Annotated in this window: 15 protein-coding genes and 1 riboswitch; of the genes, 3 read left to right on the top strand and 12 right to left on the bottom strand. The window is 57.4% G+C overall.

Annotated features, from left to right (window positions below; translation table 11 throughout):
• Window positions 1–58: 58 nt before the first annotated feature.
• On the bottom strand, window positions 59–829 hold the full coding sequence (locus tag MGLY_RS08455) for a prolipoprotein diacylglyceryl transferase (RefSeq protein WP_156273018.1): 771 nt from the start codon (window positions 827–829) through the stop codon (window positions 59–61).
• A gap of 73 nt (window positions 830–902) precedes the next feature.
• Window positions 903–2,126, bottom strand: coding sequence for an amidohydrolase family protein (locus MGLY_RS08450; protein WP_156273016.1), 1,224 nt, complete (start codon window positions 2,124–2,126; stop codon window positions 903–905).
• A gap of 168 nt (window positions 2,127–2,294) precedes the next feature.
• Here MGLY_RS08450 and MGLY_RS08445 point away from each other — a divergent pair, with 168 nt between their 5' ends.
• Both MGLY_RS08445 and MGLY_RS08440 read left to right on the top strand, forming a co-directional pair.
• Window positions 2,295–3,116: a flagellar motor protein gene (locus MGLY_RS08445; protein WP_246187455.1), complete on the top strand. Its 822-nt coding sequence runs from the start codon at window positions 2,295–2,297 to the stop codon at window positions 3,114–3,116.
• A complete protein-coding gene (locus MGLY_RS08440; protein ID WP_156273012.1) occupies window positions 3,088–3,846 on the top strand; it encodes an OmpA/MotB family protein in 759 nt (252 codons plus the stop codon). Before MGLY_RS08445 ends, MGLY_RS08440 begins: the two co-directional genes overlap by 29 nt.
• A 111-nt stretch (window positions 3,847–3,957) precedes the next feature.
• Here MGLY_RS08440 and eam read toward each other — a convergent pair whose 3' ends face one another.
• From eam to MGLY_RS08395, 9 genes are all read right to left on the bottom strand, one after another.
• Window positions 3,958–5,211 carry a glutamate 2,3-aminomutase gene (eam, locus tag MGLY_RS08435; protein WP_156276315.1) on the bottom strand — a complete coding sequence of 418 codons (1,254 nt, stop codon included), beginning with the start codon at window positions 5,209–5,211 and terminating at the stop codon, window positions 3,958–3,960.
• A gap of 124 nt (window positions 5,212–5,335) precedes the next feature.
• Window positions 5,336–5,466: riboswitch (cyclic di-AMP (ydaO/yuaA leader) on the bottom strand.
• Window positions 5,467–5,513: 47 nt separating this feature from the next.
• The gene (locus MGLY_RS08430; RefSeq protein ID WP_156273010.1) at window positions 5,514–6,119 is read right to left on the bottom strand and encodes a DedA family protein; all 606 of its coding nucleotides are present in this window, start codon (window positions 6,117–6,119) and stop codon (window positions 5,514–5,516) included.
• Entirely contained in the window at window positions 6,116–6,832 is a 717-nt protein-coding gene (locus MGLY_RS08425) for a phosphatidylserine decarboxylase (protein ID WP_156273008.1), read from the bottom strand. Before MGLY_RS08425 ends, MGLY_RS08430 begins: the two co-directional genes overlap by 4 nt.
• Window positions 6,826–7,812 carry a glutamate--cysteine ligase family protein gene (locus MGLY_RS08420; protein ID WP_156273006.1) on the bottom strand — a complete coding sequence of 329 codons (987 nt, stop codon included), beginning with the start codon at window positions 7,810–7,812 and terminating at the stop codon, window positions 6,826–6,828. The genes MGLY_RS08425 and MGLY_RS08420 overlap by 7 nt, the downstream gene beginning before the upstream one ends.
• The gene (locus MGLY_RS08415) at window positions 7,813–9,924 is read right to left on the bottom strand and encodes a PIG-L family deacetylase (protein WP_156273004.1); all 2,112 of its coding nucleotides are present in this window, start codon (window positions 9,922–9,924) and stop codon (window positions 7,813–7,815) included. It lies immediately after the preceding gene.
• A 129-nt stretch (window positions 9,925–10,053) separates the two neighbouring features.
• The gene (locus MGLY_RS08410) at window positions 10,054–10,731 is read right to left on the bottom strand and encodes a formate dehydrogenase subunit gamma (protein ID WP_156273002.1); all 678 of its coding nucleotides are present in this window, start codon (window positions 10,729–10,731) and stop codon (window positions 10,054–10,056) included.
• Window positions 10,732–10,755: 24 nt separating this feature from the next.
• Window positions 10,756–11,451, bottom strand: coding sequence for a 4Fe-4S dicluster domain-containing protein (locus MGLY_RS08405; RefSeq protein ID WP_156273000.1), 696 nt, complete (start codon window positions 11,449–11,451; stop codon window positions 10,756–10,758).
• A 6-nt stretch (window positions 11,452–11,457) separates the two neighbouring features.
• Window positions 11,458–13,629 carry a molybdopterin-containing oxidoreductase family protein gene (locus MGLY_RS08400; protein ID WP_156272998.1) on the bottom strand — a complete coding sequence of 724 codons (2,172 nt, stop codon included), beginning with the start codon at window positions 13,627–13,629 and terminating at the stop codon, window positions 11,458–11,460.
• Between the two features lie 266 nt (window positions 13,630–13,895).
• Complete coding sequence (locus tag MGLY_RS08395) at window positions 13,896–15,176, bottom strand: YeeE/YedE family protein (RefSeq protein WP_170290981.1); 1,281 nt, start codon at window positions 15,174–15,176, stop codon at window positions 13,896–13,898.
• Between MGLY_RS08395 and MGLY_RS08390 the strand changes: the two genes are divergently transcribed.
• Entirely contained in the window at window positions 15,175–16,068 is an 894-nt protein-coding gene (locus MGLY_RS08390; protein ID WP_156272996.1) for a LysR family transcriptional regulator, read from the top strand. The genes MGLY_RS08395 and MGLY_RS08390 overlap by 2 nt on opposite strands.
• A gap of 32 nt (window positions 16,069–16,100) precedes the next feature.
• Here the strand turns inward: MGLY_RS08390 and MGLY_RS08385 are convergent, their stop codons facing one another.
• Complete coding sequence (locus MGLY_RS08385; protein ID WP_156272994.1) at window positions 16,101–16,325, bottom strand: sulfurtransferase TusA family protein; 225 nt, start codon at window positions 16,323–16,325, stop codon at window positions 16,101–16,103.
• Between the last annotated feature and the right edge of the window lie 23 nt (window positions 16,326–16,348).

Below are 16,348 nucleotides of genomic sequence, written 5' to 3'. Positions count from 1 at the left end.
TGACCGCCCAGAAATTGCCTTGCTCCTTAAGAAAGATAGCCCCTGCCGCCGGCTGCCTTCAACTGCGATACCTGACCCTGGCGGCCCGGCGCGAGCGCCACATGAAGTAATAAGCCAGGAGCAGGACGGGAGGGGTGGTAAGCTGGGTCAGGGTAAAGAAGCCCAGGCCCCAGTGGGGAACAATATAACCCCACACATCCAGCGGGTTATCCCGTACTGTTTCCTCGATAACGGCCCGTAAAACCTGGTGATAGAAGATAAAGGACCAGAACTGGTAGCCATGGGGTGGATTTTTGCTCTGGACGTAAAAATAACGGGCCAGGAGAAGCAGGCCAATGGCCGAACCGATGACCTGGGCCGGCCAGCGGCCAAACCAGAAATCCGTGGGCCGGCCCAATACTTCCTGATTAAAGATGTTGGCGATACGCACCAGGAAATAGCCGAAGGCCAGGCCCGGCACCACCAGGTCCGCCAGCTGGTTGACATCAATTCTTTTCCAGCGGGCATAAAGCCAGCCGGCCAGGAAGCCTCCCAGAAGGCCACCGTGCCAGGAAAGGCCACCTTCATAGATTTTAATAATCTGGATACGGTCCGTCAGGAACCAGGTGGGGTAATTGGCCAGGACAAACATCAACCGTGCCCCGATAACGCCGGAGATAATGACAATAATGGCCAGGTTGAGGAGGAAGTCTTCTTCCAGGCCCCGCCTCAGGCCCTCCCGGTACAGGTACCAGGAACCTACCAGGAAAGAGAGGGCCATAAAGATGCCGTACCAGCGCACCGCTATAGGTCCCAGCTGAAAGGCAATTGGGTTGAGATCTACTAACAAGTTCATTCCTCCACAGTAAAAAAATGGTGCTTGCTACTTGTAGTATAACCGTTGCTTTTCCCTTACGCAACCGCTAAATAATGATGTCGCTTTTTTTGTCGTTGCGCACAGCTACCCGGCCGCCCTTAATGACACAGACCTTTTCAGCCTGCCCGATGATAGCTTCAGCCGGGCTGGTAGCATCCAGGAGAACCAGGTCGGCCCGGTTACCGGCTTTAACACCGTAAGCTTTAAGTCCAATGGCGGCCGCGGCGTTATAGGTGCCCATTTTTATGACGTTTTTGAGCTCCAGGGGCGTTCCCATTTGCAGTACCTGGGCGGTTATCAGGGCCTCCTCCAGCATATTGGCGTTACCAAAGGGGCGGAAGGCATCGCGGATGTTGTCGGAAGCATAGGCTACATTTACTCCCGCTGCCTGGAGTTCCCGGACCCTGGTGACCCCCCGCCGGACCAGGCCCTTATCCCGGCGGCCCATGAGATAGAGATTGCAGGACGGTAAAGTAATAACGCTAATGCCTGCCTCTTTCACGGCGGCAATGGTCCGGCTGGCCTTCTCTTCGTCCACAGCCGCCAAGCCGCAGCAGTGACCGGCCACTACCCGGCCCTGGAAGCCGGTCTGGATGGTTTTAGCCGCTATATACTCCAGGGAGGCAACCGAAGGGGCGTCAGTCTCATCAACGTGGAAATCAATCAAGACATTATAGCGCGCGGCCAGGTCAAAGATATAATCTACCCATTCCTGCATCCTTTCGGACAGGTGGGGGGCACCGCCCAGGCCGTCCACCCCCAGGCGCAGGGCCTCTTCGAAAAGCTCCTGCAAAGGGGGTGTCGGTGCCGGTTCCAGACCGCTGCCCATGGCAAATACCTGGAGGTCGACTTTACCGGCGAATTCTTCTTTAAGGGTCAAAGCAGCTTCTACAGCCCGCAGTCCCAGGCTTTCGTTAACGGTAATATGGGTGCGCATGACTGTCGTGCCGTGGCGCAGGGCCATTAAGAGCACCCGGCGCCCGCGATCGATAAAATCGTTTTTATCCATATTCCGGCTGCGCCGCTGGAAATCCTCAACGGCCTCTGCCAGGGAGCCTGCGCCTTCCTGGGGCGCCGTCAGGGCCTTGTCCAGGTGGGTGTGGGCATCGACAAAGGCCGGTATCAGGAGTCTTCCTGCCGCATCTACCATTTGCCGGGCCGAACCGGCCACCCCTCCCCCGGCGGCAACAATATACCCGTCCTTAATGGCTACATCCACAGTCCCCGGCTCATCCATGAGCCGCGCACGCCTGATTAACAGATCATTCATTTTTTCTCTTCCTTCCTGATAATTACATTGGTTTATATTTAACCTAATCTTAATCCTACCACAGGAAAATTTAATGGTCAATGGACAAGGATTCTGTTGTTTCATGCCGAATATTGCTAGAGATTCTGGTAAATCATGGTCCGGTGTGAGGAAAGGTGGTATGTTTATTTGGATCTTAATGTCATCCTGGGCTTAATTATCGGCTTTGGTTCCTTGATTGCCGCCTTTATCCTGGAAGGGGGCGAGCCAGGCGCCCTGCTGGCCGTTACGGCAGCCATGATCGTTTTCGGCGGCACCATCGGTGCCACCATGATTGGCTTCAGCCGGGAAGAAATCCTTAACGTCCCGCGTTTACTGAAAATCGCCTTCCGGGAAAAGCCCTTTGACTTAAACCAGACCATTGAAACCATCGTTAATTACGCCATTATGGCCCGGAGGGAGGGTTTTGTCCGGCTGGAGAAGGAACTGGACACCATCCATGACGCCTTCCTAAGATCCGCCCTGCAGCTGGTGGTGGACGGCACCGACCCCGAACAGACCCGCAATGTCCTGGAACAGCATATTTACGCCGCCGAAACGCGCCATGCCACCGGCATCAGCATTTTTGAAGCCGCCGGCGGTTATGCCCCCACCATGGGCATTATTGGCACCGTCATGGGCCTGGTCCACGTCCTCAGCAATCTCAGTTCCCCGGAAAAGCTGGGGCCTTCCATAGCCATGGCCTTTATCGCCACCCTCTACGGCGTCTCTTCCGCCAACCTCCTGTGGCTGCCTATTGCCGCCAAGCTCAAGAATAAAGCTAACAGGGAGCGCATCTACCAGGAGATGATCCTAGAGGGTGTCCTGGCCCTCCAGGCCGGCAGGAACCCCACCCTGATCCGCAGTACCCTGATGGCTTTCCTGTCTCCGGATAAACAGCGGGCCATCCTGGGCGAGACGACAGCAAAGGGGGTGGCCGCCGGTGCCCAGGCGCCAGGCCGAAAAGGTTAGTCATGATAATAAAGAGCGCTGGCTCTTAACCTATTCTGACTTGATTACCTTGCTGATGATCTTTTTCGTGGTTATGTACTCCATCAGTAACATCAATGCTCAAAAAATGGCTGCCCTGGCCAGTTCCCTGGCCCAGGCTTTCATAGGGTCACCGGCCCCGGGCCTGTTTGAGGCCGGGGGCCTGCCCTCCCTCGTTCCCGGTGTAGCTCCTGCGCCAGGCGGGCAGGGTACGGAAGGACAGAGCGTCGAAGGAACAGAACTGGCCAGGGTCAAGGTTGAACTGCAGCAATATATCCAGCAGGAAGGCCTCCAGGACCAGGTAACTTTAAAAACCGAGGAGCGGGGCCTGGTGGTCAGCATGGCCGATGCCATCCTTTTTCCCAAGGGGTCCGCCGAGCTAACTCCAGCGGCTCACGCCCTCATCCGGCAGGTGGGCCAGGCCCTGGCCAGACTCCCCAATTACCTGCGGGTAGAAGGCCATACCGATAATTTACCCATCCATACTCCCCTCTTCCCTTCCAACTGGGAGCTGTCGACGGCGCGGGCCATTAATGTCGTCAAAGTTCTAATGAACGATGCCGGCATCAATCCCGAGCGCCTGTCGGCCACGGGCTACGGTGAATATCGCCCCGTGGCCCCCAATGACAATGAAGGCGATATGGCCCGCAACCGGCGCGTCGATATTGTCGTCCTCAAGGAAGCCTATAATATCACCGAGCCGCACAAATGAGAGATGGGAAGTGGGAGGTGGGAGGCCGGAAACGAGGAAGGGATTGGCATACGCCAACCCCTTAAGTACAGGCTTTATCCCGTGGCAGCCATAAATCCTGCCGCGGAAAACTCAAGCCCCGGCCGGTTGCTCGTCGTTAGCGGTGTTGGGGTAAAAAACGGTCCGCTTCTCCCAGGTGCGCAGGATGACCTGGTTGTCATTGTGGGCCAGCACATACTGGGGTAAGATGGGCGTCTTGCCCAGGCCGTGGGGAGCGTTGATTATATAGGTAGGTACGGCCAGCCCGGAGGTATAGCCGCGCAGCTTCTCCATTATTTCCACGCCTTCCTCAATGGAAGTGATAAAGTGGGTCGTCCCTTTAACCGGCTTGGCGTGGAAGATATAATAGGGCCGTACCCGGATTTTCAACAGTTCCTGGTTGAGCTTCCTCATAATAAAGGGATGGTTATTGACGCCCTTTAATAAAACCGCCTGGTTCCCCAGGACCACCCCGGCCTGCACCAGGCGGTCGCAGGCCGCTTTCGCTGCCGCCGTAACCTCCCGCGGGTGGTTAAACTGGGTATTGAGGTAAATTGGCGGGTGCTTGGCCAGTACCCGGCACAATGCCGGCGTAACACGCTGGGGTAAAGTAACCGGCACCCGGGTACCCAGGCGTTTGATTTCCACATGAGGGATATGATCCAGTTCCGTTAACAACCAGTCGATCATGGCATCACTCAGCATCAAGGCATCACCGCCGGTAATCAGGACATCACGGATTTCTTCATTGCGGCGGATATACTCCAGGGCCTGCTCTAACTCCCGGCGGCTGCGGCCCCGGTCAACTTCCCCAATATTGCGGCGCCGCTGGCAGTGCCGGCAGTACATGGCACACTGGTTGGTGACGTTAATAATCAAGCGGTCGGGATAACGGCGGGTAATGGCCGGTGCCGGTGACGTTAACTCTTCATCCATGGGGTCAAGTACCCCGGTATTATCCTCCAGCTCGGCGGCACTGGGGAAGGCCTGGCGCCGGATGGGGCAGGCGGCATCCTTGCCCATGAGGGAAAGGTAATAGGGCGAAACAGCCCAGCGATAGGTACGCTCAACCTTCTTGATGGCTTTCTTTTCCGTTTCAGTTAAGGGAACTAATTCCTCCAGGACGTCAACCGAGGTAATCCGGTGCTGCAATTGCCAGCGCCAGTCTTCCCAGTCGGCCTCCCTGGCACCAAAATAAGCCATAATCCGCTGCCGGCTGGCTTCAATCTCCGCTGCTGCTTCCAAACCACTGGGAATGGCATCCTTAGCATCAAGGTAATCAATAATCCTGGCCTTCAACTCAGCTGCCCTTTGCAGGGCCATTTCCCGCTTGACTTCTCTACCCATCAGCCTCCCTTTGTTTAGATAAACACTCACAACAGGCTGCCTCCTTTCCTGATGGATAAAATAATATAAAGACCCCGGCCTGAACCGGGGTTTTCTGCACACCAAAATAAAGGGGTAGTCTACCTCTTTCACTTTCCACGCTTACGAAGTTAGCTGCCGGGTTCGGGTCGAAAGCTAACCCTACCTTGTACAAGGATTCACCCCAAAAATTGGTTCCCCCGTTCCCTTTCCAAAGGGATTCAGCGCCCGCTTTATTAAGTTGTTCTAAATCATTCTATCATAAGGCGCAGGGATTTGTCAACCTATTTTTTTCCATTTCTTCCCATACGCCGGCATCGCCAGCAATAATAGATAGAACCGGCGGTAATGGCCAGCAGTACCAGGATCAGCAGGATATCCATCCACCAGGTGGCGTACCGGCGATAAAAGTGCCACCACCTGAGGAGATAATGGGCCCCCTTCCAGCTGGCATACTGCCAGGCCAGGGTCCAGGTAAAGGCCCCCAGGGCTGAATAAAGGGTATAAATGCCGGCCTCCATCCCCAGGACTCCCGCCGCCAGGATGGTCGGCGTCCTGATGGGACCGAACCAGCGGGCGAAAATAATCACTGCCGCTCCATAGCGGCCCAGCCAGTAACGGGCTGAGGCCAGGCCATCCTGACCCAGGCCCCGGTGGAAAAAACGCTCGATTAGACCACGCCCCGGCCTGGCCCCCAGCCAGTAGCCCAGCAAGTTGCCCAGGAGATTGCCGGCGGTCCCAACCACTACTGCCCCCCAGAAGCTCATCTCCCCGCGTTCAATTAAATAACCGGCGGCCAGGAAGGCCGGTTCAAAGGGGATACCCGGCACACCTGTGCCTTCGATGACCAGCAGGCCAAAGAGGACCACATAGACGTGAACGGCTGTCACTGCTCTACCCCGCCTGCCGGCCGGTAACGGGCCACCACCGTCCGGGCGCCGTAAACCTGCTGGCCCACCCGGACGGCAAACTCGACATCCTCCCTGAAGATAACCAGGTCTACCTGGGAACCCCGTTCGATAAAGGAAACCTTCTGGCCCCGGGTAACGGCCTGGCCGGGAGAAATAAAACAGTTAATCTTATTGACAAACTTGTCGGCAATCTCGACCATGGCCAGCTGCATGTCCCGGCCCCTTAAAAAAATGGTCAACCGTTCATTTACCAGGCGATAGCGATGGCTGAAGAGATCTACCGCCCGCCGGAGATAGGTGAGGCGGATATATTCCCACAGGTCGACCATGGGCAAATTAACCCTGGCCCGGGTATGGACCATATGCTCCACCCGGGCATCAATGGGAGCGTAGTTAAAATGGACGTCCAGGGGCGACATGTAGATACCCACGATCCAGCCCCTCTCGCCAAGGCCCGGGGCCTTCATTATTTCTTCAATGGGAATAGAGCGGCCCAGTTTTTCCGCTGCCACTTCGCCATGACGAAAGGGCTTGATATAGACCACCCTGCCGTCGGCCGGGGCCAGGATGGCCCCTTCTTCTTGCGGCGCTACCCGCACCGGGTCGCGATAAAACCATACCTTCCTCAGGTACCAGAAGATGCCCCCGCCGATGACGGCAAGGGCGGCCAGGATTTCAAAAAAGGTCACCATTCCGACCACACTTTCTTGATATTATAGGGCATCCTGGGTAAATAATAACCGCAGAAGCCCGCCAGCATCAAGGGCCAGCTGACCTTTGCCGGTGGCAGGGGCCGGGGCTTTAAAACCCCATTGCGGTAGGCATTATCCAGGGCAGCATAGGTGGCCAGGGTCCCCTCCCGGAGCCAGATTTCCTTAACGGTGTCGGCAGGGGTACGGCGGAACAGGTCTTCCGGCAGCGGCAGGAGCCGGGTTAAGTCCCGGTAAACCGGGCGTAATTCCTCTATGTAACCCTCTCTGGCTACCTTCAGGCGCAGGCCATTATAAACCTTTATATCACCGGGATAATCTGCATCAGCCAGGAGGATGGCCTGGATACACTCCAGGAGAATCCGGATGCGTGCCAGGTCCCACACCGGGTCAAAAACCCGGATCTCCAGGGTACCCAGGCGTTTGGATTCAATAAGGTCCTGGAAACGGTAACGCCTGTCCTCCTTTAAAGGCCCGATGGCAAAGGCCTCGGCCCAGCGGTAGGACTGGCCGTAACAACGGTTGCCGGCAACGGGAGAGTTGATTACCAGCAAGGCCAGCAGGGGTAAAAAGTAGACCAGGTTGCGGTAGGCCCGGTCGCGATCCGGGAAACCGCTGATATGAACGTGCATGCCGCAGATATTGGTAGGCTCCTCCTGGTCGAAGAGGTGTCCCACCGGGACGATCAGGCCGGAACAGACGGCCGCCAGCTCCCGGCGGCGACGTTCCAGATCGGCCAGCAGGTCCGGGATTTCTGCAAAGGCCCCGGTAGAAATCTCTATACCGCTCATCAGGCCAAAACGTAAATCCTTGCCCCGGGTAAAGTTGCAGGCGGTATGGGTATAATAATCGGCCGGATCCCGCCAGAGGAGGCGGGCCAGGTAATACAACGACTGGAGGGTAGGCCGGCCCGGTTCGGTAATGAAAACTTCTTCTTCCAGGCCAAAGAGGAGGGGCGCCATTTATATATCGCCCCCGTTTACCTGTAAAAGGCGCCAGGGTATCCGGTCCAGGGGTATTTTACTGATAGAGGTGGCGGCGGCAAACATCAGGTGATGCTCTCCTGGCGGCACCAGGCCGGGTAGTGCTATTTCAACACTGTGCTCCCGGTAGATTACCCGCACAGCCCCCGGGTTATAACCGGTCGGCCGGGCCAGCCACCTGGCTTGCCTTTCACCGGGGGCTACCTGCAAGATGAAGCGCTGGACCTGGCCTGCAGGTTTACCGGGTAACAGGTAGATGCTGGCCGTATATATTACTGGAAAGCCGGGCCGGCCCCAGGTATCCAGGCGTACAAAGGTGGTATTGCCAGCCTGCAGGAGGTAAGCTGCCTTTAAATCGCCACCCTTCTCCAGTTTCCTGGTCAGCTGATCGCCGGCCGGATCTAAAGCTACCCGGGCTGACTCCGGCCAGTAAGCGGGCTCGCCGTCTCCTCCGGCACTGCTATCAGCCTGTACCAGCTGCTGGTCTACAAGGTGAGAGAAAACTTCGTTGGGCCGTTCAAAATTGGCCAGGAAAGTCGGCATGACCAGGTCCTGGGTTTTATAAGCGGCAATGGCCTTCTTTTTCCGGTCCATGGCTTCCGGCGAGAGGGGCAATTTATACCAGGGCGTGCCCCGGCTGAGGAAATAGCCGGGGGGCAGCAGGGGTTTGGCCTTCCGCTCCATTACAGGCAATATCTGCCAGGTCCCGGTGTGAATAACAAACGTATAAAGATTCGGCCTGAAGGACGGATCTTCTTCCCTGACTTTACCTGCAGCCGCCAGGGTGAAGGCCCCCGTGGCCCAGTGATCAGGGTGGCTGTCATTGGTATCAGTTACATAAATATCGGTGGGCCGGTAGTCTTTGAGGATTGCTACTAGAGTATTCAATAAAGCCGGAGCAGTATAGGGCTCACCCGGAGCAAAGGCCAGTTTATAGGGTACTGCCGCCTGGCGGGTATAAATGGAGGTATAGGGCCTGTCTTCCCCCCAGTAACCCAGCCAGATGGGGGCCAGGCCGCCGTCGGGATAACCCAGAAAAATGATATCACTAGATTTAACTCCCAGGACCCCCAGGGCAGTGATAGCTTCCTGCTGCCGTACCCGTCCGTATTGCAAAAAGTCGCTGGCCCCTGCCGGCAAAGGACCGTTGAACTTTTCCACTCCCCGCCGGAAACCATCGCCGTTGGTCATAAAAACTACCTTCACGGCATCACCCCGGTCTCTGGCCTCAGCGATGAGGCCTCCGGCTCCCAGGGTTTCGTCATCAGGGTGGGGCGAAATGACCAGAATCCGGTGGCCTCCGGCCGGGAGTTCCAGATCAGGCATCCGCCCGGCTGCCGCTGCCGCCGACCGCAGGGCCAGGACATCATAATTCAAGGCTCCCGCCAGGATAAGCAGTAAAAGCAACAGGGCTACCGGCCGCGCCTTGATCTTTTTCCTGGTCAAGCGCAAGATGTAGCCCAGGATGTCTTTATACATCCCCATCCGGGCGACTACGCCCCGGTATAACCCCCGCTTTTCTTCCTTCATGATATGGGTCATATTGGCCAGGGGTATTTTCTGCACCCGCCAGCCCCGGGCGCGGGCTTCACTGGTAAGCAATACTTCGACCTCAAAACGGCTTTTTTCTGCTCCCACCGCCAGGAACAATTCTTTACGGATGGCGCGCTGGCCGGAAAGGTGGGGAGCCACTACCTGGGCCAGGTCCGTGAGCGATCGTCCCCGGCTGAAAATACCTACCGTCATATCGGCGCTGCCGGCCAGTAAAGGAGCAACCAGGGCTTCGACATGGGCTGCCGTCAACCCCTCCAGGTCGGCATCCAGGAAAAGCAGGATCTCCTCCCGGGCCGCACGGGCACCAACGGTCATGGCCGCCCCTTTACCCCCATTGGTAGCCAGCTCAATTACCCGGGCACCATGGCGGCGGGCAACGCTGGCCGTAGCATCTTGCGAACCGTCGCTGACTACGATGATTTCGACGATGCTGGCCACTTCTTTTAAAGTATCAATTACTTTACCTACCGTAGCTGCCTCGTTGTAGGCCGGGATAATGGCGCTGACGCCCCTGGCATAGAATCCTGCACCTGTCACTATTTTTCTCCCCTGTACCTGCCTTGGCTAGATCACAGCTGCTAGTTATTTCGCCATAGAATAGACTTTTCCTTCCCCTGACAATATTATTGCCCTGGAATTGCTCCAGGGCAACATCGGCCAGGACCTTTAAGCGATTTTTTGTTGTTTTTTCCCCTGAAAGTCTCCGGCTTGTAGTTCCCGGTACCAGCGGGCATGATGTTCGCGGGCAAACCTGGCGGATACCTTACCTGAAAGCATGCCGTTGATGGACTCCCGGGAATTGGGGTGACCCAGGGCCAGGTAAATATGGCCCAGGATGACGCCGCCCATGACCAGGGCCCCGGCCGAGTGCAGGGGCAGGGCCCAGGCCACCAGGGCAGGGGCAACGCTATCCCGCAGGAGCAAGATCCAGCCGGTAACAACCATTAAGATGGAGCCGGCAATGGTCAGGAGGGAATTGAGCTTTTCGCCGGCGTTAAACTTGCCCTGCTCGGGTAACTGCACCTTCAGCCCGAAAAATTCTCTGGGGAAGGCGGCAATAAAGCGCAAGTCGTCCCGCCCCCAGGTAAGGCACTCCTTGAACCATTGCCCGACCGTACGTGGCGTGCCAAGCAGCAGGATAATTACCGTCAGGAAGGTAAAGGGATAGGCCATCAAGTGATGAAGGCTGCGAAAGAGGCGCAATCCCTCAGGCCCTATCAGGCCGGCATAACCGCGGAAGACCAGGGCTGAACCCGTCAGCAACAGGACGACAAAAGTGATGCCATGGCTCCAGTGACCCAGGCGCTCAGCCAGGTTGAAGCGCTCCACTCTTTCTTCAGGCATTGTCACCCGCCTCCTTAAAATCTTTCATTTATGGTTATTGCTTTTATTAACAGTGTTAACTACTAAACCGGCAACTACGGCGCCGGCGGCCAGGCCCATCACGGTTTTCCCGGCCGGATGGACAATGTCCTGCCAGATGCGTACCGCCCCGGGTTCCTGGAAATCCGCGGGCAGGACGGAGGTATCCAGGTTCCGCGGCGGTACGTAAAAGATAGAAGTTCCTTTGATCTGGACGGCTTTTTTAGCTGTTATGGCCCGGGATAACTCGCTCCCTTTATCTTCCAGGTCGCCAAAAATCCTGGCCCCGGCCATACAGGTGTCCACACAGGCCGGTTTTTCCCCTTGCTCTACAAAGTCATAGCAGAAATAACATTTCTGAACGATATTCCGCTCCGGGTTAAAGCTCCGGGCGTCATAGGGGCAGGCCGACTGGCAGTAACGGCAGCCGATACACTCCTGCTCGTCAACTACAACAATACCGTCGGCACGTTTCCGGGTAGCTCCGGTAGGACAGACGCGGGCACAGGGCGGATCGTCACAGTGCATGCACTGGGTGGTTACCACCCCGCCTTTGACCCTGGGAAAAGTACCCACCTCATAACGGTGGACTTTAGTAAACTGCACCTGGGGTAATAAGTCCCACCTGGCCTGGCAGGCCACGGTACAGCCGTAGCAGCCTATACAACGCGTTAGATCTACAAGCATACCAAACCTGGCCATCTAAACTCACCCTGCCTTCCGTACCGTCACCAGAGTTTCGCACTGGGCCGCCGCCCCGGAGACAGGCGCCGTAATAACTGGTATCAAAGCGCTATCATTGGCTCCTTTGTTATAGGCCAGCTTTCTTAAAGGAACACCGCAGCCAAAGCCATGGGCCAGGAAAACGGCCTCGGGATGGATGCCCTCCGTCACCCGGGCCTTCACCTTGACCTTGCCTACCCGGGAAGCCACTTCGACCAGATCCCCCGTCTTGATGCCCAGCTTGCCGGCGCGGCTGGGATGGACCCAGAGCTCGTTTTCCGGCATGATGGCGTGCAGGTAGGCGTTGTTGTCGGTAGTGGTATGGGTGTGCATGGGTACATGGCCCTGGATGAAGCGGAACTCGTCTTCCCCCGGTTCCACCAGGGGCGGCTCCCAGGCCGGGGTCAGGGTGCTGCCGGCCTTGACAAAGGCCTGGCAGGCCAGCTCAATTTTGCCGGAAGGCGTCTTGAGTTTGGTGTAATCGGGTTGCTGGGCTTCTACTTCGGCTACCCCTACCCGGGCCAGCTGCGCCTGGGTCAGGCCCAGGGGAGCCAGCAGGGCGTCGTTATATTGCTCCAGGGTAAAGTTAAAGTACGCGCTTAGGCCCGCGGCTTTAGCCAGGCCGGCGATGATTTCTTCCGCACCTCTGGTATCAAAAAGGGGCTCTACTGCCGGCTGGCGCAACACCACTTTGTTGCCCGCCGTCATCAGGGGGTCGTACCTTTCCAGGTAGGTGGCTTCCGGCAACACATAATGGGCATAGTAGGCCGTATCGTTCATCTGGATATCAATGGCCACCACCAGCTCCAGCTGCTTCAGCGCCTCAATAAAGGCCCCGGAATCCGTACTGGAGCGTACCGGGTTCAGGTGCTGGATCACTACCGCTTTGAGGGGGTAGGGTTTATCTTCCTTGACCCTCTCAGGGAAAACCTGGATCATGCCGTGGGCCTTATTGAGGGGCCATTTCTCGCTGCCGGCCCCATCCCAGCGTGGCCCTGCTGCCGCCGGCGGTTTGGGGCCCATGATACTGGATGGATCACCCAGTTTAATCCCGGGCGGGAAGGCCAGGCCGCCTCTGGCACCCAGGTTGCCCAGCAGGGCGTTGAGGGCGGCTACGGCCCGGGCCGCCTGGACGCTGTTGTAATACTGGGAACCGGTAACGGCATGCCAGCCGGGATCGACGGCTGCCGCCGGTTTGGCCGCCGCCAGTTCCCGGGCAAGGCGGGTGATGGTCGCCGCGTCAATTCCCGTGATTTTAGCCGCCCATTCAGGGGTATAAGTAGCCACCCCGGCTTTTAATTCAGCAAAGCCCACCGTGCGTTCGGCCACGAAGGCGGCATCATAGAGGTTTTCATTAATGATAACGTTAATCAGGGCCAGGACCAGGGCCAGATCGGTACCCGGCCTGATGGGGAGCCACTCATCGGCAAAGAAGGCAAAATCACTCAGGCGCGGGTCTACGGCCACCAGGTGGGCGCCTTCTGCCCTGGCGGCAACGATCTTTTGAATATCAGGGTTTTTAATACCTCCTGTGAGGTTACGGCCAAAGGCAATGTAGTACCTGACATTGCGGTAGTCAACCCCCGGGACACCGCCGTACATTTGCTCAAAAGCCACGTTACGGCTACTGTAACAGGTCGGCCCATGGCCGGTATAATTGGGGGAACCGAAGGCAGCCATGAAATGCTTCTCCAAGGGAGAAATAAGCTCCGGGTGCGCCAGCCAGACCAGGGTCTGGGGGCCATAACGGCCTTTCAATTCCTGGAGCTTGGCTCCAATTTCCTTAAAGGCCTGCTCCCAGCCGATGGGCTGGAACTTCCCATCGCCCACCCTTTTCATGGGACCCTTCAGGCGGTCGGGATCATAAAGAGTTTTGGTTCCGGCATTGCCCCGGGCACATAAACGGCCGCTGCTCTGGGGGTCCCTGGGGTTACCGGTAAGGCGCCATACCCGGCCCTCCCGGACATGGGCCAGAATACCGCATTTGACCCCGCACATTTCGCAAATAGTGGGAACGACCTGGGAAGCTGCCGGGGATGTTGCCTCTGCCGCCTCCGCCTGCTCCAGGGGCACCAGCTTACCGCCAAAGGTGGCCAGGGCCCCGGCTACCAGGGAGCCTTTCAGGAAGGTTCGCCGGCTTATTCTTTGTTCCAACATGCCCTCACCTCCGAAAATGGATTAATGTTTCCTGTTGGCGCTAACACATTCACCTCTCCTGTCATTTGCCCTCAATGTTACTTTCACAATATATTTTACCAGTCAACCTCCCTTTCTCCTGCCCCCCCTGGAATACCCCGGTAAAGCCAAAAGGGAGCTGCAAAAGCTCCCCTTGGCCAGGAATCATGCGGCCTGGCGGCCTTTTGGTGCAGTAATTGTCTAACGGTATCTTCGACGGCCACCAGACCTTTCGATAGGTTGCAGATTTATACCAGGAAACGGAGCAGGAGCTTGCTCCCCAGGTAAGCGCCGCCGGCCAGGCCCAAACCGAAGAGCCAGCCGTGGAGGGAGAAGGAAGCGATGCCGTTGAAAAGGGCGCCAATATTGCACCCCATGGCAATCCTGGCCCCGTAGCCCATTAACAGCCCGCCTGTTAAGGCGGCCGGTACCAGGGGCCAGCGCCGCGGCCAGTGCAGGCGAAATTCCGAAGCTGCCAGGGCGGCTAAAAAGGCCCCTCCGATGAGCCCCAGGTCCAGAAGGGTACGGGGCTCGGCCAGGAACCCCAGGCTCAAAGCCCGGCTGTGGGCCGGCAGGGAATAATAGTACCAGCCCGGCGGTGCCCCGGTAAAAGCCTTCCAGAGCCAGGCGCCCCAGTAGCTAAAGGCGGTGGTAATACCCCAGGGCTGGCCGCCGCGCCAGATTAAAGCCACATCCAGGACCGCCAGGGCCAGTCCCCCGGTCCAGTAAGGCCAGGGACGGGACCACAGGTAACGCAGGCGAAAGGGCTGCCGCGGCCTCCAGGCGGGGGTAGAACCAGGAAAAGACCGGTTTTCCAGGTACCTTAAGCCCAGGTAAATCAGCCCCAGGGCCAGGAGCTGGATAACAAGGGCCGGCCCCCACCCCAGCACTTTAGGTAGAAACAGGGTGGGAGAGCGGCAGATGCTTACTTGGTGCCACCAGCCGAAATCATGGGCCCCCCAGAGGGAGCCGCCGATAAAGGCGCCCAGGACCAGCCATTGCAGCAGGTGCCCCTCGCCAACCCGCATTAAATTGCCGCTGGCGCAGCCGCCGGCCAGGACCATCCCCATACCGAAGAGGAGGCCGCCGGCCAGGGTATGCCAGCCTGCCGGGTGAACATCCGCCAGGGTAACCCCCCTCCAGGCCACCAGGGCCATCCCCGGGGTGGCTGCCGCCAGGGCGATGACCACGGCCCGGCTCACGGAGGTGTTACCGGTAATAAAGGGATCGCGGAAAGCGGCCACAAAACAAAACCGGCTGCGCTGGAGGACAAAGCCAAAGGCCAGGCCAAAAAGCCAGGCTTCGCCCAGGCCCGGCCCGTGTCCCTGCAGCCACCAGTAGATGCCGGCAGCAAGCAGGGCTGCACCAAGGGCATAAGGTTCCTGGGACTTGAGGTTAACCTTAACCTGTTCAGCCAATTGTAACTCCTTTTGCAGCTCCTTTGCCATGGTGCTTACCGCCTTATCCACCAGATGGTTGTGATATGTTATAATAAAAACGTAACCATCCATCAGGGAGGTCTGGTGCATGAACCTCCACCACCTGCAGGCCTTTTGCACGGTAGCTCAGGTAAAATCCATTTCTGAAGCAGCCCGCCTCCTGCACATGTCACCGTCTTCCCTGAGCTATCAAATCCAGCTGTTAGAAAATGACCTGGACGTTGAACTCTTTACCCGCACTACCAGGGGGGTGGAGTTAACGGCCCTGGGGGAAATCGTTTACGAATACGGCCAGACCTTTATCCAGCTCGCCGAGAACCTGAAACGCGACCTCAACAACTGGAAAAGCGGCCAGGAACGCCTTATTGTCGGCGCCAGCAGCAGCATCGGCAGCTATGCCCTGCCCTGCACCATTTATAGCTTTAAAGAAAGATACCCCGATGCCAATATCAAGCTGCTGGTCGGCAACCGGGAAGAAACCATCCAGAAGTTGCTGGATAGAACCATTGATATCGGCCTCATTGAAGGACCTGTCGACCAGCCTGGCCTGGCCACCCGGGGTGTAGCTGAAGATGAACTCCTTTTAATTGTACCTCCCGGCTGGCAGGGCCAGGAAAGGGTGACTTTAGAAGAATTCTGCCGCCTACCCTTAATCCTGCGGGAAGAGGGCTCCGGTACCCGCGGGGTGATTGCCCGCGCCCTGGCCGGGCAGGGTCTAAGTATTGCCAACCTGAATGTTGTCCTGGAGTTAAATTCTAACGACGCCATTAAATCGGCCATTACCGCCGGCCACGGGGTCTCCCTCCTCTCCCGCCTGGCCATCCGGCGGGAAATCCAGGCCGGCACTTTAAAAGCCCTGCAGGTGGACGGCATTTCCTTTCGCAGCACCTTTAATATTGTTTACCCGGCCGGCAAACCGGCCACAAGTTTGCAAAAGAAGTTTTTTCGTTTCCTGTTGACTAATAAGAAGGCTTTCTGTTAAGCCTGCAGGCGGCCCTCCTCTATCTCTCTACCTTACCCCTTCTCAATTACAACTTCCCAGATGCCGTGGGCTACCCCCCTGACCTCGACGCGGTACCCCATTTTTTGTACCGTCTCGGCCAGGGACTGGCTGGTGCAACTGTGGTCACTGGTAACGATAAGTACATCGCCGCGGGCCAGCTGCTTGAGCTTGACCTTTGTGCGCACAATCGGTATCGGGCACATTTCCCCGCATGTATCCAGCCGGTAAACAGCCATACCAGTTCCTGCTTCCTAATGTT

This window comes from Moorella glycerini (genome assembly GCF_009735625.1).
Classification (GTDB): Bacteria; Bacillota; DSM-521; order Neomoorellales; family Neomoorellaceae; genus Neomoorella; species Neomoorella glycerini.
Note: the sequence above shows the minus strand (reverse complement) of the source record. Positions and strands in the feature narration are given on the sequence as shown.